The sequence below is a fragment of the Streptomyces sp. BPTC-684 genome, assembly GCF_030028635.1.
Lineage (GTDB): Bacteria > Actinomycetota > Actinomycetes > Streptomycetales > Streptomycetaceae > Streptomyces > Streptomyces noboritoensis.
The window spans coordinates 3,663,172-3,686,143 of the sequence record NZ_CP124863.1; the positions used below are offsets into that span (position 1 = coordinate 3,663,172).

Genomic DNA, 22,972 nt, shown 5'->3' on the forward strand with positions numbered 1-22,972 from the left:
CATCGTAGGGAAAGCGCCTGTGCGAGTCCCGCGGCCGGGGCCGATCCGGCCCGGGCGACCAGGAGGTCCCGGGGCTGGGAGGATGGCACGGTGACCGGAACACTCGTACTCGCAGGGACCCCCATCGGCGACATCGCGGACGCGCCGCCGCGGCTCGCCGCCGAGCTGGAGCGGGCCGACGTCGTCGCCGCCGAGGACACCAGGCGGCTGCGCGGCCTGACCCGGGCGCTCGGCATCCACACCTCGGGGCGGGTCGTCTCCTACTTCGAGGGCAATGAGTCCGCCCGTACGCCCGAGCTGGTCGAGGCGCTGGAGGGCGGCGCGCGCGTGCTGCTCGTGACCGACGCCGGGATGCCGTCGGTCTCCGACCCCGGCTACCGGCTCGTGGCGGCCGCCGTCGAGAAGGACATCAAGGTCACGGCCGTGCCCGGGCCCTCGGCGGTGCTCACCGCGCTCGCCCTGTCCGGGCTGCCCGTCGACCGGTTCTGCTTCGAGGGCTTCCTGCCGCGCAAGGCGGGCGAGCGCCTGGGACGGCTGCGCGAGGTCGCCGAGGAGCGCCGCACCCTCGTCTACTTCGAGGCCCCGCACCGGCTCGACGACACGCTCGCCGCGATGGCCGAGGTCTTCGGCGCCGAGCGCCGCGCCGCCGTCTGCCGCGAGCTGACCAAGACGTACGAGGAGGTCAAGCGCGGCAGCCTCAAGGACCTCGCCCAGTGGGCCGCGGACGGGGTGCGCGGCGAGATCACCGTGGTGGTGGAGGGCGCCGCCGAGAGCGGGCCCGCCGAGCTGGACGCCGAGGAGCTGGTGCGCAGGGTGCAGGTGCGCGAGGAGGCGGGCGAGCGGCGCAAGGAGGCGATCGCCGCGGTGGCTCTCGACGCGGGTCTGCCCAAACGCGAGGTGTTCGACGCGGTCGTGGCGGCAAAGAACGCGGCACGACAGGTACCCGGAGACGGCAAAGGACTATCGTGAAAAGTAAAGCGCAGGCCGCGCACCGGGGCTTTTTCCTAGGAAAGGCCAAATCGGCACCAACACTCGACAGCCCCTGATGCGTTTCGGCGGCGAAAGGCGTCCCATGGAGCGGGGGACGCTTTCGCCCCCGCTCGCAAGGAGAGCGCTCGCAAGAGCTTGTCCAGCGGACAAGAGGAGCCGGCACATGAGTGAGATCGCTGAGACCACGGCGCACGAGGCATACGCCTTCGCGTGCATGAGGTGTGGGTATGGCTGGGAGCAGGCGTACGACATAGAGCACCACGTGGACGGCAAGGGGCAGCCGTTCGTGGTCTACAAGGCGAACGGGGAACGGGTGCCGTCACCGCTCTCCCACCCCACCTGTCTGAACTGCGGCGGGCACGTCGTGCGCACCCTGCGCGCCGGCCGGGTCTCCAGCGTGCAGCAGTGGCTCGCGCACCACTCGACCCACCAGGCGCCCGCCGGGCCGATCGGGTCCGGGGGCGACCCGCAGCCGGACACCCCGGCGGCCGGGCCCGGCACCACGCCCCAGGACGAGCACCACTGGCACCTGTCGGACCTCCTGCACCCCTTCCAGCACCACCACAAGAAGTGACGGGCCGGGGCCTTTCATAGGATCGGCCCCATGAGTGCCGCCAAGGATGCCCCGCCGCCGCTGCCCGAACCGCTCGGTGTGGCGGTGGCCGATTCGCACACCCACCTGGACATGCAGTCCACCACGGTGGAGGAGGCCCTGATGAGGGCCGCGTCCGTCGGTGTGACCACGGTGGTCCAGGTGGGCTGCGACCTGAAGGGCTCCCAGTGGGCCGCGGAGACGGCTGCCGCCTGGGAGAACGTATGGGCCGCAGTGGCTCTGCACCCGAACGAGGCACCCCGGATCGTGCATGGGGTGGATGGGGAAAAGGGGGTTTCGGGGGGGCAACCCCCCCAGGCCCCCCGCCGGGGGCTCCGCCCCCTGGACCCCCGTAACCCCGGCGGCGACGCCGCCCTCGACGACGCGCTCGCCGAGATCGACCGGCTCGCCGCCCTCCCGCACGTCAAGGCCGTCGGCGAGACCGGGCTCGACTACTTCCGCACCGGGGCCGACGGCATGGCCGCCCAGGAACGCTCCTTCCGGGCGCACATCGAGATCGCCAAGCGGCACGGCAAAGCGCTCGTCATCCACGATCGCGAGGCGCACGCGGATGTGCTGCGCATTCTGCGGGAAGAGGGCGCCCCGGACCGCACGGTCTTCCACTGCTATTCCGGTGACGCGGAAATGGCGGAACTCTGCGCAAAATCCGGGTACTTCATGTCCTTCGCCGGAAACATGACCTTCAAGAACGCCCAGCCGCTGCGCGACGCGCTCGCCGTCGCCCCCCTCGAACTGGTCCTGGTGGAGACGGACGCGCCCTTCCTCACCCCGGCGCCGTACCGCGGACGGCCCAATGCGCCGTATCTCGTTCCGATCACGGTGCGGGCCATGGCGGCGGTGAAGTCGATCCACGAGGACGTGCTGGCCGCGGCCATCGCGGAGAACACTGCGCGCGCATTCGATTACTGACGGATAACGGCAGCGGTGCTCCGAGTGGGCGAGCGCAGGGTAGCGTGACGACACTCCGTAGTCGAATCGCTTTGGACGGTGACCGGCGCTCCGCTAATGTCCCGGCCTCGACGGGACGACCGGCCGGAACTCTGGAGCGCCGTGAGCAATACGCAGGGCAGTCACCGTGCCGCACGCGGCGGCCGCCGCGCGGCGACCAGAACGGCCGAGCCGCCGTACCCGCAGGACGCGCCGCCCTCGTACGACACGTACGAGACGCAGCCGGCCGAGGTGCCGGGGCCCGGCGCGGGGCAGGACGAGGGCTCGCGGGCCGGGGCGCGGCGGGCCGCGCGGCGCCGCAGGAGCGGCGGGGTGCTGTTCGGGGCCGGTCCCGACGCCCTGCGCAAGATCATCCCGCAGGCCCTGGTGGTCGCCTGCCTCGCGGGCGGGACCACCGCGTTCCTCGCCAACGACAAGGCCGTGCGGCTCACCGTCGACGGCGTGCCGCGCACCCTGCACACCTTCGCGGACGACGTCGACGAGCTCCTCGCGGACCAGCACGTCAGCGTCGGCGACCACGACATCGTGGCGCCCGGCCGCCACGAGAGACTGGCCGGCGGCGACGAGGTCGTCGTCCGCTACGGCCGCCCCGTCGCGCTCACCCTCGACGGCCGGCGCCGCCAGGTGTGGACCACCGCCCAGACGGTCGACGGGGCCCTGCGCCAGCTCGGGGTGCGGGCCGAGGGCGCGTATCTGTCGGCCTCCCGCTCCTTCGAGATCGGCCGCGCCGGGATCGGCCTGGACGTGCGCACCGAGCGCCAGGTCACCTTCCTCGCCGACGGCCGCGAGCGCACGATCCGCACCAACGCGGCCACCGTCGCCGACGCCATCGAGGAGGCCGGGATCTCGCTGCGGGGCCAGGACACCACCTCGGTGCCGCCGTCGGCCTTCCCCCGCGACGGCCAGACGATCACCGTCATGCGGATCACCGGCAGCCGCGAGGTCCGCGAGGAGCCCATCCCGTACGAGGTCGAGAAGACCGAGGACGACTCGCTGTTCGCCGGGACCGAGGTCGTCGACCGGCCAGGGCAGCGCGGCTTCCGCAAGGTCACCTACGCGCTGCGGACCGTCGACGGCGTCCGGCAGAAGCCGAGGAAGGTGGCCGAGCACGTGGTGCGCCGGCCGGTCGCGCAGACCGTCCGGGTCGGCACCAGGCCGCTGCCCACCTCGGTCGGCGGCGCCGACCACCTCGACTGGGACGAGCTCGCCCACTGCGAGTCCGGCGGGCGCCCCGGGGCGGTCGACCCGACCGGGAACTACGGCGGGCTCTACCAGTTCGACGGCCGGACCTGGCACGCCCTCGGCGGCAGCGGGCTGCCGCAGCACGCCAGCGCCTCCGAGCAGACGTTCCGGGCGAAGAAGCTCTACGTACAGCGGGGGTCGAGTCCGTGGCCGCACTGCGGCCGTAGGCTGTATCGGTGAGCACCACTGAGCCCGACGCCCTCCTCGGCCCCGCCGACATCCGTGAACTGGCCGCAGCGCTGGGCGTACGCCCCACCAAGCAGCGCGGTCAGAACTTCGTCATCGACGCCAATACGGTCCGCCGGATCGTACGGACGGCGGGGGTGCGGCCCGACGACGTCGTGGTGGAGGTCGGGCCCGGCCTCGGCTCCCTGACCCTGGCGCTCCTTGAGGCGGCGGACCGGGTGACGGCCGTCGAGATCGACGACGTGCTCGCGGGCGCGCTGCCCGCCACGATCGCGTCCCGGCTGCCCGCGAAGGAGGACCGCTTCGCGCTGGTCCACTCCGACGCGATGCTGGTCCAGGAGCTGCCCGGGCCCGCCCCGACCGCACTGGTCGCGAACCTTCCGTACAACGTGGCGGTCCCCGTCCTCCTCCACATGCTGGACCGCTTCCCGACGATCGAGCGCACCCTGGTGATGGTCCAGGCGGAGGTCGCGGACCGGCTCGCGGCGAAGCCCGGCAACAAGGTGTACGGCGTGCCGTCGGTGAAGGCCAACTGGTACGCGGAGGTCAAGCGGGCCGGGTCCATCGGCCGCAACGTCTTCTGGCCCGCCCCGAACGTCGACTCCGGCCTGGTCTCGCTGGTCCGGCGCACCGAGCCGGTGAAGACCACCGCCACCAAGGCGGAGGTCTTCGCGGTGGTGGACGCGGCCTTCGCCCAGCGCCGCAAGACCCTGCGGGCCGCGCTGTCCGGCTGGGCCGGCTCGGCCGCGCTCGCCGAGGAGGCGCTCGTCGCGGCCGGGATCTCGCCGCAGGCGCGCGGCGAGGCGCTGACGGTGGAGGAGTTCGCGCGGATCGCGGAGGCCAAGAAGTGATGGAGGCGGCGGCGGTCACGGTCCGCGTCCCCGCCAAGGTCAACGTCCGGCTCGCGGTCGGCCCGGCCCGCCCCGACGGCTTCCACGACCTGGCCAACGTCTTCCTCGCGGTCGGCCTGTACGACGAGGTCACGGCCACGCCGGCCGACTCGCTGCGGATCACGTGCTCCGGCCCGGACGCGGACAAGGTCCCCCTGGACGGTACGAACCTGGCGGCGCGGGCGGCCGAGCTGCTCGCCGCCCGGTTCGGCCTCGCGCCCGACGTCCACCTCCACATCGCCAAGGACATCCCGGTCGCGGGCGGGATGGCGGGCGGCAGCGCGGACGGCGCGGCGGCGCTGGTCGCGTGCGACGCGCTGTGGGGGACGGGGGCGTCGCGTTCTGAGCTGCTCGACATCTGCGCGGAGCTCGGCAGCGATGTGCCGTTCAGCCTGGTCGGGGGTGCGGCGCTGGGCACCGGCCGGGGCGAGAAGCTGAGCCCGCTGGAGGTCGGCGGGACGTTCCACTGGGTCTTCGCGGCGGCCGACGGGGGGCTGTCGACCCCGGCGGTCTACCGCGAGTTCGACCGCCTCACGCCGGGGGCGGCGTCCCCGTCGGCGGACCCCTTGTTGCTGGCCGCACTGCGCGAAGGCGACCCGTTCGCGCTGGCGCCGGTGCTGGCGAACGACCTCCAGCCCGCGGCGCTGTCCCTGCGCCCGTCTCTGTCCGATCCCCTCGCCGTGGGCACGGCGGCGGGTGCGCTGGCGTCCCTGGTCTCGGGGTCGGGCCCCACGACGGCCTTTCTCGCCGAAGGCGAGGAGAGCGCGCGCAAGATCGCCGATGCCCTCACGGCTTCGGGCACGTGCCGCTCGGCCCGGGTGGCGGTTTCCCCCGCCCCCGGCGCAACTGTGGTCTTGGGCTGAGCCCCAACCCCCTAGGGGCGCGGGGAACTGCGCGCTCAGCCATGCATGGTCTGCACCTGAAAGACGTCGTTCTTCGACTGCGGCCCGTCGGGGGCTGGTCGCGCAGTTCCCCGCGCCCCTAACCACCTAGGGGCGCGGGGAACTGCGCGCCCGGCCACGCACGGTCTGCACCTGAAAGAGGTCGTTCTTCGTCCGCGGCCCGGTGGGGGTTGCTCGCGCAGTTCCCCGCGCCCCTAAAAACAGGGCACCACGTGCGCCCGGGGCGGGGCGGCCACCTCGTCGCAAACGAGGGGTGGTCGCCCGGGAAGTACCCTGGGGGACGATCCAAGCCCCCTGCTCAGGAGTGAAATGGCCGTCAACCTGGTCAATGTCGAGGCAGTCAGCAAGGTATACGGCACCCGTGCCCTGCTCGACGGCGTCTCCCTCGGCGTCTCCGAAGGGGACCGGATCGGTGTGGTCGGCCGTAACGGAGACGGCAAGACCACCCTCATCCGGATGCTCGCGCAGCTGGAGGAGGCCGACACCGGCCGGGTCACGCACGTGGGCGGGCTCCGGCTCGGCGTGCTCACCCAGCACGACTCGCTGGACCCGAAGGCGACCGTCCGCCACGAGGTGATCGGCGACCTCGCCGACCACGAGTGGGCGGGCAACGCCAAGATCCGCGACGTGCTGACGGGCCTGTTCGGCGGCCTCGACCTGCCCGGCTTCGAGAGCGGCCTGGACACGGTCATCGGCCCCCTCTCCGGCGGCGAGCGCCGCCGCATCGCGCTCGCCAAGCTGCTCATCGCCGACCCGGACCTGATCATCCTGGACGAGCCCACCAACCACCTGGACGTGGAGGGCATCGCCTGGCTGGCCGCCCACCTCCAGGCCCGCCGCTCGGCGCTGGTGTGCGTCACCCACGACCGGTGGTTCCTGGACCAGGTCTGCACCCGGATGTGGGACGTCCAGCGGGGCAGCGTGTACGAGTACGAGGGCGGCTACTCGGACTACGTGTTCGCCCGCGCCGAGCGGGACCGCATCGCCGCGACCGAGGAGGCCAAGCGGCAGAACCTGATGCGCAAGGAGCTGGCCTGGCTGCGGCGCGGCGCCCCCGCCCGCACCTCCAAGCCGCGCTACCGCATCGAGGCCGCCAACGAGCTCATCGCGGACGTGCCGCCGCCGCGCGACACCTCCGAGCTGATGAAGTTCGCCAACGCGCGGCTCGGCAAGACCGTCTTCGACCTGGAGGACGTGACCGTCCAGGCCGGGCCCAAGGTGCTGCTCAAGCACCTGACCTGGCAGCTCGGCCCGGGCGACCGGATCGGCCTGGTCGGCGTGAACGGCGCGGGCAAGACCTCGCTGCTCCGGGCCCTGGCCGAGGCGTCCCGTACCGACGGCGAGGCGCAGCCCGCGGGCGGGCAGATCAAGGTCGGCAAGACCGTGCGGCTCGCCTACCTCTCGCAGGACGTCACCGAACTCCCCGCCGAGCTGCGGGTCCTGGAAGCCGTCCAGCAGATCCGGGACCGGGTCGACCTCGGCAAGGGCCGGGAGATGACGGCCGGGCAGCTGTGCGAGCAGTTCGGGTTCGGGAAAGAGAAGCAGTGGACTCCCGTGGGGGACCTCTCCGGCGGTGAGCGGCGGCGGCTCCAGCTGCTGCGGCTGCTGATGGACGAGCCGAACGTGCTGTTCCTCGACGAGCCCACCAACGACCTCGACATCGAGACGCTGACCCAGCTGGAGGACCTGCTCGACGGCTGGCCCGGCTCGATGGTCGTCATCTCGCACGACCGGTTCTTCATCGAGCGCACCACCGACCGGGTGTGGGCGCTGCTCGGCGACGCGGCCCTGCGGATGCTGCCGCGCGGCATCGACGAGTACCTAGAGCGGCGCAAGCGGATGATCGAGGAGGCCGCCCCCGCCCCGGCGCCGGCCGCCGCCCGGCCCGCCGGCACGGCCTCGTCCGCCGACAGCCGCGCCGCCAAGAAGGAACTCCAGCGCATCGAGCGGCAGCTGAACAAGATCTCCGACCGGGAGACCAGCCTGCACGCGCAGATCGCCGACAACGCCACCGACTTCGAGAAGGTCGCCAAGCTCGACGCGGAGCTGCGCGGCCTCATCGGCGAGCGCGACGAGCTGGAGCTGCGCTGGCTGGAACTGGCCGAGGAGGCCCAGTAACGCGTGGGACGCGTGGGACTGTCGAGGTCGCGTGACGAGTCGTAAAGAGCACGTGCAAACTCCATAACAGGCGCATCACAGGCCGGTCCGCCCTTGGGAACAGGGGCGGACCGGCCCCCTGTTCGAGGGGGTGCGGGTGATAGAAAGAAGCCCCGCTCGACTGACGCAAACTGTGCGGGACCATGTCCGATTCCGCTCCGGAAACGCGGGGGAGTCCGTTCGGGCAGCGGTCCGCACGAAGGGGGAAACACGCGTGACCCAGCCGCCCAGCCAGCAGCCGCCGCAGGGGGGCTTCGGGGCACCCACGGACCCGCCCGCCGGAGCACCCGTCCCGCCCGCCCAGCCGCCGCAGATGCCGCCGCCGCCCGCGGGCCCGCCGCCCGCGATGCCGCCCGCCCCGCCGCAGGGCGCGCCCGCGTACGGCTATCCGCAGGCGCCCGGCGCCCAGCCGGGCTACGGCTACCCGCAGGCCCCCGGCCAGCCGGGCCCGTACGCCCAGCAGCCCGGCCCCTACGGCCAGCAGCCGGGTCCCTACGGCGGTTACCCGACGCAGCCCCAGTACCCGGGCGCCCCGATGCCCGAGCAGCCGGGCGGGGGCCGCAACCCCTTCAAGGGCAAGCCCGCCGTGATCGTGGCTGCGGCCGTGGCCGGTCTGCTGGTGGTCGGCGGCGGTGTGTACTTCGCGACCAAGGGCGGCGACGACGACAAGAAGCCCGAGGCGAAGAAGAGCCAGAGCGCCCGGCCCACCGGCTCCGCGTCGGCGGACTCCGGCGACGGCAAGGGCGACGGCCGGGCCGGGGGCGACGACCTCAACGCGGGCCGCAAGGACGGCGAGGCGAAGGTCTGGCTCCAGGAGAACGCCACCCAGCTGACCCAGAACGGCGCCGAGCAGTCCGGCCCGTGGGTCATCGGCGACACCGTCGTCAAGGCGATGTACCGGGAGGTCACCGGCTATTCGGTGACCGACGGCAAGCAGAAGTGGAGCGTGCCGCTGAGCGCTCCGCTGTGCGGCGCCCCGCACCAGACCACCGCCAACGGCAAGATCGTCCTCGGTGTGCAGGAGAACACCACCAAGAACGCCAAGTGCAACCAGCTCCAGCAGGTCGACCTCGCGGCCGGCAAGGCGGGCTGGAAGGTGGCGGTCCCGTCGGAGAACGCCTTCGACATCATGACCAGCTTCGACATGGCGATCAGCGGCAACACCGTGGCGGTGGCCCGGATGGGCGGCGTCAGCGGCTTCTCCGTCCTCGACGGCAAGAAGGTCTTCGGTCAGGAGCGCAGCGGCAACTGCCGCGCGGACGCCTTCGCGGGCGGCCCCAGGCTGGTCGCGGCGGGCAGCTGCACGGTCGGCGGTGACACGCTCGGCGTCGACCAGATCCAGGAGCTCGACGCCACGACCGGCAAGCCCAAGTGGACCAAGCAGTTCCCCAAGGGCTGGAAGGTCTCCCGGGTCTTCTCCGCCGACCCGCTGGTGGTCTACCTGACCAACAAGGACAAGAAGCAGTACAACATCTCGACGTTCAAGCCCGACGGCTCGCTGCGCTCCGAGCTGAGCAGCAAGGACAGCTTCCAGCCGGAGTGCGGCTGGGCGATCATCGACCGCGACCTCCAGGGCTGCCTGGGCGCCGCCGCCGACGCCAACACGCTCTATCTGCCGACCGAGCCCAAGCGCAGCTCCGGCGACGGCTTCGGGCGCACCAACGAGGTCGTGGCGTTCGACCTCAACACCGGCAAGGAGAAGTGGCGTTCGTCCGCGGGCGGTGACCGCACGATGCTGCCGCTGAACACCGAGAGCGGCAAGGTCCTCGCCTACATCGCGCCCACCACCGAGCAGGGCGGCGCGGTCGCGGAGATCGCGGCGACCGGCGGCAAGCCGAAGATCGTGCTCCAGAACCCGGCGTCCACCGCCTCCATCGAGAACGGCTTCTTCTCCAAGCACGTGGTCTACCGCGACGGCCGGTTCTTCATCCTCAACGGCCGGGTGTCCAGCCCCAAGGGCGACACCAAGGAGAAGGCCCTGATGGGGTTCGGCAACTGATGAACGCGCCCGCTCCCGCCCACTTCCCTTCCGCAGAGGTACGTACGCCATGAGCCAGCCCCCCCAGCCGCCCCAGCAGCCGCCGGGCGAGCCGACGCCGCCCCCGGCGGGAGGCTTCGGCGCCCCGCAGGAGCCCCCGGCCGGTGGTTTCGGCGCGCCCACCCCGCCCCCGGCGGGCGGCTTCGGCGCCCCGACGCCGCCGCCCCCGGCGATGCCGCCGACGCCTCCGGCCCAGCCGCCGGCCGCCCCGGCGTACGGCTATCCGCAGACCCCGCCGCCCGGCCAGCCGTCCGCGTACGGCTACCCGCAGACGCCGCCCCCGGGCCAGCCGGGCTACGGCTACCCGGGCCAGCCGCAGCCGGGTTACGGCCACCCCGACCAGCTCGTCACCCAGCCCATGGCGCCGCAGGGCGCCCCGGGCGGCCCCGGTGGCGGCAAGAAGCTCAACGCCCAGATGACGATCATCGTCTCGGCGGTCGTCGCGGTGGCGCTGATCGTCGGCGGCGGCATCTGGTACGCCAAGGGCAAGGACGGCGACAAGAAGGACGAGTCCAAGTCCGGCTCCACGCAGGGCGCCGACGGCGGCAAGGACTCGGGCGGCGGCTCGACCGGGGGCGGCGGCAAGGAGCAGACTCCTGCCAACGTCGCCTCCAAGGTGCTCTTCCAGGTGCCGCAGCCCAAGGTCGCCGACCTGGTCCACGTCGACGGCTCCTGGCTGACCGACAAGGTGTACGCCAAGTCGGGCGTCAACGAGATCGTCGGCTACGACCCCGCCAAGGGCACCCAGCTGTGGAAGCTGCCGCTGCCCGGCGCGGTCTGCGCGGCGACCACGCACGTCACCCCCGAGGGCAGGACGGCGATCATCTACGAGGGCCCCAAGGCCTCCGGCGAGAAGTACGCGCGCTGCACCGAGGTCGCGGTGCTCGACCTCGCCACCGGCAAGCTGGCCTGGACGAACTCCGTCAAGGACGGCGACCGCAAGGCGGCGTACGAGGAGGTGACCATCGGCGCCGGCACGGTCGCCACCGGCGGCACCTCGGGCGGCTCCGCCTGGGACCTGGCCACCGGCAAGCTGCTGTGGCAGCCGAAGATCACCACCGACCAGTGCAAGGACGCCGGTTACGGCGGCGGCGGGGCGCTGGTCGCGGTCCGCAAGTGCGGCGACTACGACAACCCCACGGTCACCATCCAGCCGCTGAACCCGAAGACGGGCGCGCCGCTCTCCTCGTACAAGATGCCGGCCGGTGTCGACTACGCGCACATCGTCTCGACCAAGCCGCTGGTCGTGGCCGCCGACGTCGGTGACACCGCCGGGGACGGCAGCGGGATCTCGGACTTCTTCTCGATCGACGACAAGACCGGCAAGCTGCTGGCCCGCATCCCGGCGCCGGGCGACAAGTACGCCGCCGACTGCGACTCCACCGAGGTGGAGAAGTGCACCTCGGTCGCGGCGGGCGGCGGCAAGCTGTACGTCCCGACGGAGCAGCACGCGGGCAGCACCGCCGACGGCGGCCGCACCAACGAGATCATGGCGTTCGACCTGGCCACCGGCCAGGCCGTGCCCGGCAAGGCCGACGCGGGCGACGGCTCCTCGCTCGCGCCGCTGCGGATGGACGGCAACAACGTCATCGCGTTCAAGAAGCCCCCGTACGACAAGGGCAGCCAGATCGTCAGCATCGACGGCGGCAGCTTCAAGCAGACGGTCCTGCTGCAGAACCCGGCGGACACCTCCGTACGGGACGCGCTCTCGCAGTTCGGCCCGGAGTACGGCGAGATCCGGTACGCCGGCGGCAAGCTCTTCATGTCGGCGACGCTGATCTCCAAGCCGAGCACGCTGACCGACGAGAAGAAGTACCTGCTGATCGGCCTCGGCACCGGCTGACAACGGCGACGCCGTTCGTACGGCGTCAACTTCTCCCCATGGCGGCCCCGGTCGCGGAGCACCCCTCCGCGGCCGGGGCCACCGCGTTCACCTGGGCGGACACGGTCGTTCGCCAAGTAGTCCTGAATGCCGGGGATTTCGGCAATCCGGGCGTCTTCTCGCCGGTAGGGGGCGCGCGACGTCGAACAAGCGTGTAGCTTGCCGGGGCAGGGAGGGCCGGGCCAGGGGAGTTGGCAACGTGCCCCGGGGGGATGGGGGTTGCTTCGATGGGCGTGCGGCTCATGGTGGTCGACGACCACCGCCTGCTCGCGGAGGCGCTCGCCTCGGCACTCAAGCTCCGCGGGCACCGGGTGCTCGCCGCGGCCGCGCCGGTCGCCGGGGCGGCCGAGCTGGTGGTGTCGCGGGCGCCGGAGGTGTGTCTGCTCGGCACGGCCACGCCCGCCGAGCCGGGGGTGTTCGACCCGATCGTCAAGATCAAGCGCGAGCGGCCGCAGGTGGCCGTGGTGGTGCTCGGACCGGTGCCCAGTCCGCGCGGGATCGCCGCCGCCTTCGCCGCGGGCGCGTCGGGGTACGTACGGCACGACGAGCGCATCGAGGGCGTGGAGCGCGCCATGGTCAAGGCGCGGGCCGGGGAGGCGGCGGTGGCGCCGCAGCTGCTCCAGGGCGCCTTCGCGGAGCTGCTCAACCCGGCCGCGCAGCCGGACGACGAGGGGCAGCGGCTGCTGCAGATGCTGACCCCGCGCGAGGTCGAGGTGCTGGTCCGGGTCGCGGACGGCGAGGACACCCGGCTGATCGCCGCGGGCATGGGCATCGCCCCCTCCACCGCGCGCACCCACGTCCAGCGCGTCCTGATGAAGCTGGGCGTCGGCTCCCGTCTGGAGGCGGCGGCGCTGGCGGCCCGCACGGGCCTCCTGGACCGGGCGGTCCCCCCGACGGGCTGAGCCGGACCTCTCTTCTGTTGTTGCTGTGGGCGCGACCGCGTGGCGGTCGCGCCCACACGCGTGTCCGGCCGCCTTCGTCGCGCCCATTGACTGATGGTGTTGGCTCGTGGTTCTTTATGTTTGGTTCTGTTTGATGGAGGTGCAGGTGAAGAAGACGTCGACCCGGCTCGCCGACGGCCGTGAGCTGCTCTACTACGACTCGCGGGACGACGTCGTACGGGACGAGGCGGACACCCGGCCGCTCGACCCCGTCTCCACCGCCTCGGAGATCCGCCGCGACCCCCTGCTCGGCGACTCCGTGGCCATCGCCTCCCACCGCCAGGGCCGCACCTACCACCCGCCCGCCGACGCCTGCCCCCTGTGCCCCTCGCGCGACGGACGGCAGAGCGAGATCCCGGCCGCCGACTACGACGTGGCCGTCTTCGAGAACCGCTTCCCCTCCCTCGCCGGGGACTCCGGCCGCTGCGAGGTCGTCTGCTTCACCCCCGACCACGACGCCTCCTTCGCCGACCTCACCGAGGAGCAGACCGCCCTCGTCCTGGAGGCCTGGACCGACCGGACCGCGGAACTGGCCGAACTCCCGCAGGTGGAGCAGGTGTTCTGCTTCGAGAACCGGGGCGCGGAGATCGGCGTCACCCTCGGCCACCCGCACGGCCAGATCTACGGCTACCCCTTCACCACCCCCCGCACCGCCCTGATGCTCCGCTCGCTGGCCGAGCACCGCGAGCGCACCGGCGGCCGCAACCTCTTCGACGACGTGGTCGCGCGCGAGCTCGCCGAGCGCGTCCGGGTCGTCCTGGAGGGCGAGCACTGGGTCGCCTTCGTGCCGTACGCCGCGCACTGGCCGTACGAGGTGCACCTCCACCCCCGCCGGCGCGTCCCGGACCTGCGGGCCCTGGACGACGGGGCGCGCACGGAGTTCCCACAGGTCTATCTGGAACTCTTGAGGCGCTTCGACCGGATCTTCGGGGACGCCGAACCGCCCACGCCGTACATCTCGGCCTGGCACCAGGCGCCGTTCTCCGGGGGTGCGGACCGGGACGAATTCGCGCTCCACCTTGAGCTTTTCACCATTCGCCGCACTTCCGGCAAGCTGAAGTTCCTCGCGGGTTCCGAATCCGGCATGAGTGTGTTCATCAACGACGTGCCGCCGGAGGCCGCGGCCCGGCGACTGCGAGAGGTAGCGAGCAAATGAGCGGGAAGTACCTGGTCACCGGCGGCGCCGGCTACGTCGGCAGCGTGGTCGCGCGCCACCTCCTGGAGGCGGGCCACACGGTGACCGTTCTCGACGACCTCTCCACGGGCTTCGGCGAGGCCGTCCCGGCGGGCGCGCACTTCATCGAGGGCCGTGTCCAGGACGCCGCGCGGTGGCTGGACGCCTCGTACGGCGCCGTGCTGCACTTCGCCGCGTTCTCGCAGGTCGGCGAGTCGGTGGCGCACCCCGAGAAGTACTGGTCGAACAACGTCGGCGGCACCATGGCGCTGCTTGACGCGATGCGCGCGGCGGGCGTGCGCAAGCTGGTGTTCTCCTCCACCGCCGCGACCTACGGAGAACCGGCCTCCGCGCTGCTCACCGAGGCCGCCCCCACCGCCCCCACCAGCCCCTACGGCGCCTCCAAGCTCGCCGTCGACCACATGATCACCGGCGAGGCCGCCGCCCACGGCCTCGCGGCCGTCTCGCTGCGGTACTTCAACGTGGCCGGGGCGTACGGCAGTTGCGGCGAGCGCCACGACCCCGAGTCGCACCTGATCCCGCTGGTCCTCCAGGTCGCCCTCGGCGAGCGGGAGTCGATCTCGGTGTACGGGGACGACTACCCGACCCCGGACGGCACCTGCGTCCGCGACTACATCCACGTCGCCGACCTCGCCGAGGCGCATCTGCTCGCACTGGACGCGGCCACCGCGGGCGAGCACCTGATCTGCAACCTCGGCAACGGCAACGGCTTCTCCGTCCGCGAGGTCATCGAGACCGTACGGAAGGTCACCGGGCATCCGGTCCCCGAGGTCACGGCCGGGCGGCGGCCGGGCGACCCGGCGGTCCTGGTGGCCTCCGCCGCCCGCGCGCACCAGCGGCTCGGCTGGACACCGTCGCGCGCGGACCTCGCAGGGATCGTCGCGGACGCCTGGGAGTTCGCCCGGCGGGAGCGCGCGGATGGCTGATATCACCGACATCACCGACGCGTTCCAGGAGCTGTACGGCAGGGCCCCCGAGGGGGTCTGGGAGGCGCCCGGGCGGGTCAACCTCATCGGGGAGTACACCGACTTCAACGACGGCTTCGTGATGCCGCTCGCGCTGCCGCACACGGCGGTCGCGGCGGTCGCGCGGCGCGCCGACGGGGTGCTGAGGCTGCACTCGGCGGACATGGACGGCGGGGTGGTCCGGCTCGACACGGACGCCCTGGAGCCCCTGTCGGGCGGCGGCTGGGCGGCGTACCCGGCGGGCGTGGTCTGGGCGCTGCGGGCGGCCGGGCACCCGGTGACGGGCGCGGACATCCATCTGTCGTCCTCGGTGCCGACCGGCGCCGGGCTCTCCTCCTCGGCGGCCCTGGAGGTCGTGACCGCGCTCGCCCTGAACGACCTGTACGAACTGGGGCTCACCCGGCCCGAGTTGGCGCGGCTCGCGCAGCGCGCCGAGAACGCCTTCGTGGGCGTCCCCTGCGGCATCATGGACCAGACCGCGTCCGCCTGCTGCGCCGAGGGCCATGTGCTCCACCTGGACACCGGGGACCTCTCGCTGCGCCAGGTCCCCTTCGACCTCGCCGCGCACGGACTCGCGCTCCTCGTCGTGGACACCCGGGTGAAGCACGCGCTGGGAGACGGCGCGTACGCCGAGCGGCGCGCCGCCTGCGAGGCGGGTGCGCGGGCGCTCGGTGTGCGGACCCTGCGCGAGGTTCCGTACGCGCGCCTTCAGTCCGTGCTGGCCAGGCTCGACTCCGAAACCGTTCGCCGGTGCGTACGCCATGTGGTGAGCGACAACGAGCGGGTGGAGCGGGTCGCGGCGCACCTCGCGGCGGGCGATCCGCGCGCGGTAGGCCCGGTCCTGACCGAGGGCCACGCCTCGCTCCGCGACGATCTGCGGGTCTCCTGCGCCGAGTTGGACCTGGTGGTGGCCGCGTCGGTGGCGGCCGGGGCGCTCGGCGCGCGGATGACGGGCGGCGGCTTCGGCGGGTCGGCGATCGTCCTGGTCGAGGCGGCGACGGCGGACACGGTCACCAAGTCGGTCGAGGAGGCGTTCGCGGCGGCCGGGTACACCGCGCCCAGGACCTTCCCGGCGCTCCCGTCGGCGGGGGCGCGCCGCAGGAGCTGAGCGGTGGATCGGTGTGCGCCCCGGCTCACAGCCGTTTGGTCAGGATGAACTCCGTTACGCCCGGCGGGTACTCGGGCACCTCGCCCACCACCTCGTACCCCTGTTTGCGGTAGAAGCCGGGCGCCTGGAAGTCCCAGGTCTCCAGGCGCGACCAGGCGCAGGCGTGCTCGGTGCGGGCCGACTCCTCGGCGCGGGCGAGGAGTTCGGCGCCCAGGCCCGCGCCCCGGTGGGCCGCGTCCACCCACAGCAGGTCCACATGGAGCCAGGTCGCCCAGACGCGGCCGGTCAGACCGCCCGCCAGGTCGCCCTTCGCGTCCAGCGCCCAGACGTGCAGCGGCTGTTCCTTCTCGCCCGGGGTGCCGCGCAGGGCACGCAGCGCCGAAGAACGTTCCGTATTGGTGTCCTTGAGCCGCTGACCCAGCAGAATCCGTCGTGCCTTGTCCACTTCCGTCTCAAAACGAAACATGGGCCACACCCTAAACACCCCGGCCAATCAGTTCTGCAAATTACCTTCCGCTTCCGGCCCACGGCCCTACTCTGAAGCACAGCACCGGTGGGGGCCGGTGTTGATCAGGGGGCGAGACAGTCGGGTACGACGCCCGGGGTGGGGTACCAGTCAGTCCACGGCGGCGGCCGCGCGACTGCGTTGCTCCCCTTTCCGGGCGCCGTGCCCTGACCGGTCCGTTCCCCGACGCATGGGGGTGTCTGTGGTTCGTATCCGGGTTCTCGTGGTGGATGACCACCGAATCTTCGCTGAGTCGCTGGCCGCCGCCCTGGCGGCCGAGCCCGACGTCGACGTCGCGGCGGCCGGCAGCGGCCCCGCCGCGCTGCGCTGTCTGGAGCGGGGGGCCTCCGAGGGGCGCCGCTTCGACGTGATGCTCGTCGACGCCGACCTCGGCGCGCTCGCCGGGGCGCCGGTGGCCCGTGCCGTGCCGGACGGCGGTGGTGCCGACGGCTTGGTGGACGGCATCTCGCTGGTCGCCGGGGTCCGTTCGGGCCAGCCCGCCGTGCGTACGGTGGTGCTCGCCGAGAAGGACGACCCGCGCCGCGCCGCGCTCGCCCTCCAGGCGGGGGCGTCCGGCTGGGTCGCCAAGGACTGCTCGCTCCAGCGGCTGCTCGCGGTGATCAGAGGAGTGCTGCGGGACGAGACGCATCTGCCGCCCGCGCTGCTCACCGGCGTCCTGCGCGAGCTCACGGCCGCCCGCAAGCACCGCACCGAGAGCGAGCGCCTGGTGGAGTCGCTGACCCCGCGCGAGCGCGAGGTGCTGCGGTGCATGGTCGCCGGGCTCGGCCGCAAGGCGGTCGCCGAGCGCCTCTTCCTCTCCCCGCACACGGTCCGCACCCATATGCAGAACGTGCTGGGCAAGCTCGGCGTGCACTCCACGCTGGCCGCCGTCGCCCTGGCGCGCCGGGCCGGGGTGGGCCCGGTCGACCTAGCCGGGGACGTTGTCGAACGGGGCGGTCAACTGGCGTAGCAGCCCGGCCAGTTCACCCCGCTGGGTGCGCGACAGCTGGGCCAGGATGGCCCGCTCCTGCTCCAGGAGCCCGGCCAGCGCCTGGTCCGCCCGGTCGCGCCCCTCGGGGGTGAGGCGGACCAGTACCCCGCGCCGGTCGCTGGGGTCGGGGAGCCGCTCGACCAGGCCCTTCTTGGTGAGCCGGTCGATCCTGTTGGTCATGGTGCCGGAGGTGACCAGCGTCTGGGTGAGCAGCTGCCCGGGAGAGAGCTGGTAGGGGGCGCCCGCGCGCCGCAGCGACGTCAGGACGTCGAACTCCCAGGGCTCCAGCTGGTGCTCGGAGAAGGCGAGTCTGCGGGCCCGGTCGAGGTGGCGCGCCAGCCTGCTGACGCGGCTGAGCACCTCCAGCGGCTCCACGTCGAGGTCCGGGCGCTCGCGTCGCCATGCTGAGACCAGTCGGTCGACCTCGTCCTCCATGACGATCAGTGTAGAGGGTCTGTCGATGTGAAGTCTCTTGATGTCAAGATATATAAACCCCCACCATTGGGCATGGAGGGGCCGGGACCCTGTTCCGCTTCGCCCGCCCGTACCTGCAAGGGGGCTCGAACATGCATTCCGATTTCGTCCCGGAGTCCGTCGAGACGGCGCCCCGGGAGTCCACCGACACGTCCGTCCGGACGCCCGTCCCGCTGCCCGCTCCCGTCTGGGATCCGCAGCAGTACCTGCACCATTCCGGCCATCGCACCCGGCCGTTCCTAGATCTGCTGGCGAGGATCCCGGCCCTGCCGGGCGTCTCCGGCGCGGCCGCCGCCGACACGGCCGCCGCCGGGGGAGTGCCCGGCGTCCGGGGCGTGGGCGCCCCGCACGCCCCGGACGTCCTCAGCGGGGCCGGGACCCGTCCGCCCGCCCGGATCGCGGACCTCGGGTGCGGCCCGGGGAACGTCACCACCCTGCTCGCCGACCGCTGGCCCGACGCCCGCGTCACCGGCTTCGACCTCTCGCCCGAGATGCTCGCCCAGGCCGACAAGGACCACGCGGGCACCACCCCGGGCGGCGGCTGGCTGGACTTCCGCCCCGCCGACCTCGCCCACTGGACGCCCGAGGAGCCGTACGACCTGATCGTCTCCAACGCGGCCCTCCAGTGGGTCCCCAACCACCCGGAGTCCTTCGCCTGCTGGATCGACGGCCTCACCCCCGGCGGCACCCTCGCCTTCCAGGTCCCCGGCAACTTCACCTCGCCCAGCCACGCCCTGCTCGGCGAGCTCTGCGAGTCGCCGCGCTGGCGCGCCCGCCTGGGCGACCACGGGCGCCGCTACGTCCACATCCTCGAACCCTCCGACTACCTGCTGCGTCTGACGGACCTCGGCTGCGAGGCCGAGGTCTGGGAGACGACCTACTCCCAGCTGCTGCCCGGCGAGGACCCGGTCCTGGACTGGGTCAAGGGCACCGCCCTGCGCCCGGCCCTGACCGCGCTCGCCGACGACGAGGAGGCGACGGAGGCCTTCCTCGCCGAATACCGCGACCTGCTGCGCCGCGCGTACCCGCCGGGCCCGTACGGCACGGTCTTCCCGTTCCGCCGGATCTTCGCGGTGGCGCGCAGGAAGGACCGCTGACGACAGTGCCCCGCACCCCTTCCGGGGCGCGGGGCACTGTCACGTCACGGCCTAGTACAGGTCGCGGTACGTGTTCCAGCCGTCGCCCAGCTTCACGCGGGACTTGAAGCCGCCGTAGCCGTTCGAGTCGTAACGGAACGCCTCGCCACGGGAGTTGGTGGCGATCAGGTCGACACGGCCGTCGCCGTTGAGGTCGCCGGGGGACGCGATGTTCTTGAACTGCTGCCAGCCCGGGCCGACGTAGACCCGCGACTTGAACGGCGAGGTCGACACGCCCGTGCCCGCGTACAGGTAGAGCTTGCCGTCGCCGGTGCGCGCGACGATGTCCGTGAGCCCGTCCCCGGTGAGGTCACCCGCGCCGACGATCCTGTCGTAGCCGTTCCAGCCGCCGCCGACCTTCAGACGGGAGGCGAACCCGGTGCCCTCGCCGTTGCCCCGCTGCAGCCACAGGGTGCCGGAGCCGTCGCGGGTGAGCAGGTCGCCCTTGCCGTCGTTGTTGAGGTCGCCGGGGCCGACGAGCAGGTTGTAGTTGCCCCAGCCGCCGCTGACGTACGAACCGTTGACGTGCAGCGAGCCGTCCTGCAGCACCTCGGCGATGGAGCCGTAGCGGTCGCCGCTGTTGAGCGACGACGTGAACGTCATGTTCGCGCCCGCCCAGCCGCCGACGTCGCTGGCGCGCTGTCGGTCGCTGAGGTTGCCGTTGTTCTTCGAGTAGTACCAGTACAGCGTGCCCTGGCCGTCCCGGCCCATCAGGTCGCTCTTGCCGTACGTGGTGTTGCCGCCCTGCGAGGCGAAGAAGTGGGCGGAGTTCCAGTTGCTGCCGCCCTCGGAGCGGTCCTTGAAGTTGCCGGTGCCGTCGGCCAGGTAGACGTAGAACGTGCCGCCGACGGTGCGCCCGGCGATGTCGGCGAGGCCGTCGCCGTTGGCGTCGTCCAGCGGGACGATCTGGTTGTACGTGTTCCAGCCGCCGCCGATCCTGACGCGCTGCTTCAGCGGGGCGGAGGCGTTGCCGGTGCCCGCGTAGAAGTAGAGGTCGCCGCCGGGGGTGCGGGCCAGGACGTCGCCGATGCCGTCGCCGTTGACGTCGTTGGCGCCGACCAGCTGGTCGTACGCCTGCCAGCCGCCGCCGACCTTGACCTTGGCGGCGAACGGGTCGCCGGAGGCGCTGCCGTTGCCCAGGTACAGGTAGAGGTCGCCGGAGGGTGTGCGGGCGAAGAGGTCGTACTTGCCGTCGGCGTTGACGTCACCAGGGGCGAACAGCTTGTTGTAGGCGTTCCAGCCCGGGCCGCTCCAAGGGCTGTAGTACGCGCCGCCGTCCTTGGTCACGCCGGAGAACAGCGACAGGGTGCCGGTCGGGGACACGACCAGTACCTCCGGCGAGCCGTCGCCGTTCAGGTCGCCGGGGGCGATCAGGTCCTTGAACTGGCCGAAGGCCTGCTGCAGCTCGCCCTTGCCCGTGTAGACCTTGTCGTCGATAGCCCGGTACAGCAGGTCGCTGTTGCCGTTCTTGTCGAGGTCCAGCCGGGGCTTGAGCGGCGTGGCGGCGGCAGCCGAGGACCTCTTGGACTGCTTGGGCAGCGTCAGCGTCGGCCGCTCGGTGAGGCCCGGCTTGGCGGGCTTCACGGCGGCGTGCGGCGCCGCCGGGGCATCCTCGGCCGAAGCCGTGCCGGACAGCAGCATGCCGGCCGAGAGCGCGAGGGCGGTGCAGGCCGCGAGGCGGCCGGGGCGCAGAGTGCGCACAGAAGACAAAATTCCCCCCAGGGAATATGCGGGTGGAACCGGGGAGAATTCCTCGCGGATCACGCCTGAGCGGACGCGCGCGGGCACGTTTCCCACGGGGCTCACGCGCAGCGCTCAGGGCGCGCGTGGCCACACACGAGGTAATGCCGGATTCCCCCCGGGAATGTGCGTGAAGCCTACAGCTGATGCGAGTGTGGTTGAAGTGGAAAATGGGCCACGAGTGGAACTCGCGACCCATTCGAGATCATTCGGGACCCGCGTCATTTCGGGACCCGCCACCGCTCAGTTCTTGCGGTGCCCTATCAGCCGCGGTTTCTGCTCCAAGCCGTCGAGGCCGTGCCACGCCAGGTTCACCAGGTGCGCGGCCACCTCCGCCTTCTTGGGCTTGCGCACGTCCAGCCACCACTGGCCGGTCAGCGCGACCATTCCCACCAGCGCCTGCGCGTACAGCGGGGCGAGCTTGGGGTCGAAGCCGCGGGCCTTGAACTCCAGGCCGAGGATGTCCTCGACCTGGGTCGCGATGTCGGAGATCAGCGAGGCGAAGGTGCCCGTCGACTGGGCGACGGGCGAGTCCCGCACCAGGATCCGGAAACCGTCCGTGTACTTCTCGATGTAGTCGAGCAGCGCGAACGCGGCCTGCTCCAGGAGCTCGCGCGGGTGCCCCGCCGTCAGGGCGCCCGTCACGCCGTCCAGGAGCGAGCGCATCTCGCGGTCGACCACCACCGCGTACAGCCCCTCCTTGCCGCCGAAGTGCTCGTAGACCACGGGCTTGGAGACGCCGGCCTTCGCCGCGATCTCCTCCACGGAAGTGCCCTCGAAACCCTTCTCGGCGAAGAGCGTGCGGCCGATGTCCAGCAACTGCTCCCGGCGCTCCGCGCCCGTCATCCGGGTACGGCGGGTCCGCCGGGGTCGTTCGGTGCCCGCCGACGAGCCGTTGTTGCTGGTCGTGCGGGTGGTGCTGGAGTCGGTCGCCACGTCCTCCATCATGCCGCCTCTGCGGCCTTCTCCTTACGGGCGCTCTCCTCGGCGGCCTTCTGAGCACGCCGGGAGGGGGCGCCGGGCTCGCTGCGCTTGGCGTCGAGGCGGGCCTCGGTGGGCCAGCGCACGTCGTACGCCCAGCCCAGCTGCTCGCACCAGCGGATGATCCGGGCACTGGAGTCGATCTGGCCGCGCATCACCCCGTGCCGGGCCGAGGTCGGGTCGGCGTGGTGCAGGTTGTGCCAGGACTCGCCGCACGACAGGACCGCCAGCCACCACACGTTGCCGGAGCGGTCGCGGGACTTGAAGGGGCGCTTGCCGACCGCGTGGCAGATCGAGTTGATCGACCAGGTCACGTGGTGCAGCAGCGCGACCCGGACCAGCGAGCCCCAGAAGAACGCGGTGAACGCGCCCCACCACGACATCGTCACCAGACCGCCCACGATCGGCGGGATGGCGAGGGACAGGATCGTCCAGAAGACGAAGTCGCGCGAGATCCGGCGGATCGCCGGGTCCTTGATCAGGTCGGGCGCGTACTTCTCCTGCGAGGTCTGCTCCTCGTTGAACATCCAGGCGATGTGGGCCCACCACAGGCCCTTCATCAGCGCGGGCAGCGTCTCGCCGAACCGCCACGGGGAGTGCGGGTCGCCGTCCGCGTCGGAGAACTTGTGGTGCTTGCGGTGGTCCGCCACCCAGCGCACCAGCGGGCCCTCCACGGCCATCGACCCGGCCACCGCGAGCGCGATCCGCAGCGGGCGCTTGGCCTTGAAGGAGCCGTGCGTGAAGTAGCGGTGGAAGCCGATGGTGACGCCGTGGCAGCCCAGGTAGTACATGAACACCATCAGGCCGAGGTCCAGCCAGCTCACGCCCCAGCCCCAGGCCAGCGGCACCGCGGCGAGCAGCGCCACGAACGGCACGACGATGAAGAGCAGCAGCGCGATCTGTTCGACGGACCGTTTGCTCTCGCCCCCGCGGGTCGCGGAGGAACCCGGCGGCTCGGTGGCCGGGTCGATGAGGTCGGGGCTTGTGGTCATGGGGAATCCCCCTGCGGGGTGAGAGAGGAAGACGAGAGGCCAGGCTACGCATCCGTAACCTACGGCGACGTAAGTATGGCAGTGCCGCGATCCCTT

General features: G+C 72.2%; 20 protein-coding genes. 15 read left to right on the plus strand and 5 right to left on the minus strand.

Annotation, left to right across the window (positions count from 1 at the left end):
- Positions 1–90: 90 nt before the first annotated feature.
- From rsmI to galK, 13 genes are all read left to right on the plus strand, one after another.
- A complete protein-coding gene (rsmI, locus tag QIY60_RS16340; RefSeq protein WP_283143109.1) occupies positions 91–969 on the plus strand; it encodes a 16S rRNA (cytidine(1402)-2'-O)-methyltransferase in 879 nt (292 codons plus the stop codon).
- Between the two features lie 184 nt (positions 970–1,153).
- Positions 1,154–1,564, plus strand: a complete 411-nt coding sequence (locus QIY60_RS16345) for a hypothetical protein (RefSeq protein ID WP_283143110.1) — start codon at positions 1,154–1,156, stop codon at positions 1,562–1,564.
- A 30-nt stretch (positions 1,565–1,594) separates the two neighbouring features.
- Positions 1,595–2,512 (plus strand): TatD family hydrolase, encoded by a 918-nt coding sequence (locus QIY60_RS16350; RefSeq protein WP_283143111.1) that lies wholly within the window; start codon positions 1,595–1,597, stop codon positions 2,510–2,512.
- A 141-nt stretch (positions 2,513–2,653) separates the two neighbouring features.
- A complete protein-coding gene (locus QIY60_RS16355; protein WP_283143112.1) occupies positions 2,654–3,973 on the plus strand; it encodes a resuscitation-promoting factor in 1,320 nt (439 codons plus the stop codon).
- Positions 3,970–4,830, plus strand: coding sequence for a 16S rRNA (adenine(1518)-N(6)/adenine(1519)-N(6))-dimethyltransferase RsmA (gene rsmA / locus QIY60_RS16360; protein WP_283143113.1), 861 nt, complete (start codon positions 3,970–3,972; stop codon positions 4,828–4,830). The genes QIY60_RS16355 and rsmA overlap by 4 nt, the downstream gene beginning before the upstream one ends.
- Positions 4,830–5,732 (plus strand): 4-(cytidine 5'-diphospho)-2-C-methyl-D-erythritol kinase, encoded by a 903-nt coding sequence (locus QIY60_RS16365; protein WP_283145963.1) that lies wholly within the window; start codon positions 4,830–4,832, stop codon positions 5,730–5,732. The genes rsmA and QIY60_RS16365 overlap by 1 nt, the downstream gene beginning before the upstream one ends.
- Before the next feature lie 348 nt (positions 5,733–6,080).
- Positions 6,081–7,889 carry an ABC-F family ATP-binding cassette domain-containing protein gene (locus tag QIY60_RS16370; RefSeq protein WP_283143114.1) on the plus strand — a complete coding sequence of 603 codons (1,809 nt, stop codon included), beginning with the start codon at positions 6,081–6,083 and terminating at the stop codon, positions 7,887–7,889.
- A gap of 253 nt (positions 7,890–8,142) precedes the next feature.
- On the plus strand, positions 8,143–9,927 hold the full coding sequence (locus QIY60_RS16375; protein WP_283143115.1) for a PQQ-binding-like beta-propeller repeat protein: 1,785 nt from the start codon (positions 8,143–8,145) through the stop codon (positions 9,925–9,927).
- A gap of 49 nt (positions 9,928–9,976) precedes the next feature.
- Positions 9,977–11,809, plus strand: a complete 1,833-nt coding sequence (locus QIY60_RS16380) for a PQQ-binding-like beta-propeller repeat protein (RefSeq protein ID WP_283143116.1) — start codon at positions 9,977–9,979, stop codon at positions 11,807–11,809.
- Between the two features lie 266 nt (positions 11,810–12,075).
- Complete coding sequence (locus tag QIY60_RS16385; RefSeq protein ID WP_283143117.1) at positions 12,076–12,750, plus strand: LuxR C-terminal-related transcriptional regulator; 675 nt, start codon at positions 12,076–12,078, stop codon at positions 12,748–12,750.
- A gap of 145 nt (positions 12,751–12,895) precedes the next feature.
- Positions 12,896–13,945 (plus strand): galactose-1-phosphate uridylyltransferase, encoded by a 1,050-nt coding sequence (galT, locus tag QIY60_RS16390; protein ID WP_283143118.1) that lies wholly within the window; start codon positions 12,896–12,898, stop codon positions 13,943–13,945.
- Positions 13,942–14,910 (plus strand): UDP-glucose 4-epimerase GalE, encoded by a 969-nt coding sequence (gene galE / locus QIY60_RS16395; protein WP_283143119.1) that lies wholly within the window; start codon positions 13,942–13,944, stop codon positions 14,908–14,910. The genes galT and galE overlap by 4 nt, the downstream gene beginning before the upstream one ends.
- A complete protein-coding gene (galK, locus tag QIY60_RS16400; RefSeq protein ID WP_283143120.1) occupies positions 14,903–16,057 on the plus strand; it encodes a galactokinase in 1,155 nt (384 codons plus the stop codon). Before galE ends, galK begins: the two co-directional genes overlap by 8 nt.
- 25 nt (positions 16,058–16,082) lie before the next feature.
- On the opposite strand, the gene QIY60_RS16405 is transcribed toward galK, so the two are convergent.
- A complete protein-coding gene (locus QIY60_RS16405; protein WP_283143121.1) occupies positions 16,083–16,523 on the minus strand; it encodes a GNAT family N-acetyltransferase in 441 nt (146 codons plus the stop codon).
- Positions 16,524–16,764: 241 nt separating this feature from the next.
- Between QIY60_RS16405 and QIY60_RS16410 the strand changes: the two genes are divergently transcribed.
- Entirely contained in the window at positions 16,765–17,532 is a 768-nt protein-coding gene (locus QIY60_RS16410; protein WP_067159989.1) for a response regulator transcription factor, read from the plus strand.
- On the opposite strand, the gene QIY60_RS16415 is transcribed toward QIY60_RS16410, so the two are convergent.
- Complete coding sequence (locus QIY60_RS16415) at positions 17,491–17,988, minus strand: MarR family transcriptional regulator (protein WP_283143122.1); 498 nt, start codon at positions 17,986–17,988, stop codon at positions 17,491–17,493. The genes QIY60_RS16410 and QIY60_RS16415 overlap by 42 nt on opposite strands.
- A 131-nt stretch (positions 17,989–18,119) precedes the next feature.
- On the opposite strand from QIY60_RS16415, the gene QIY60_RS16420 reads away from it, so the two are divergent.
- Positions 18,120–19,124 carry a methyltransferase domain-containing protein gene (locus QIY60_RS16420; protein ID WP_283143123.1) on the plus strand — a complete coding sequence of 335 codons (1,005 nt, stop codon included), beginning with the start codon at positions 18,120–18,122 and terminating at the stop codon, positions 19,122–19,124.
- 51 nt (positions 19,125–19,175) lie between these two features.
- Here QIY60_RS16420 and QIY60_RS16425 read toward each other — a convergent pair whose 3' ends face one another.
- The 3 genes from QIY60_RS16425 to QIY60_RS16435 form a co-directional block, all read right to left on the minus strand.
- Positions 19,176–20,864 carry a VCBS repeat-containing protein gene (locus QIY60_RS16425; protein WP_349253924.1) on the minus strand — a complete coding sequence of 563 codons (1,689 nt, stop codon included), beginning with the start codon at positions 20,862–20,864 and terminating at the stop codon, positions 19,176–19,178.
- Between the two features lie 282 nt (positions 20,865–21,146).
- Positions 21,147–21,851: a TetR/AcrR family transcriptional regulator gene (locus QIY60_RS16430; RefSeq protein ID WP_283143124.1), complete on the minus strand. Its 705-nt coding sequence runs from the start codon at positions 21,849–21,851 to the stop codon at positions 21,147–21,149.
- The gene (locus QIY60_RS16435) at positions 21,848–22,876 is read right to left on the minus strand and encodes a fatty acid desaturase (protein WP_283143125.1); all 1,029 of its coding nucleotides are present in this window, start codon (positions 22,874–22,876) and stop codon (positions 21,848–21,850) included. The genes QIY60_RS16430 and QIY60_RS16435 overlap by 4 nt, the downstream gene beginning before the upstream one ends.
- Positions 22,877–22,972: the final 96 nt, after the last annotated feature.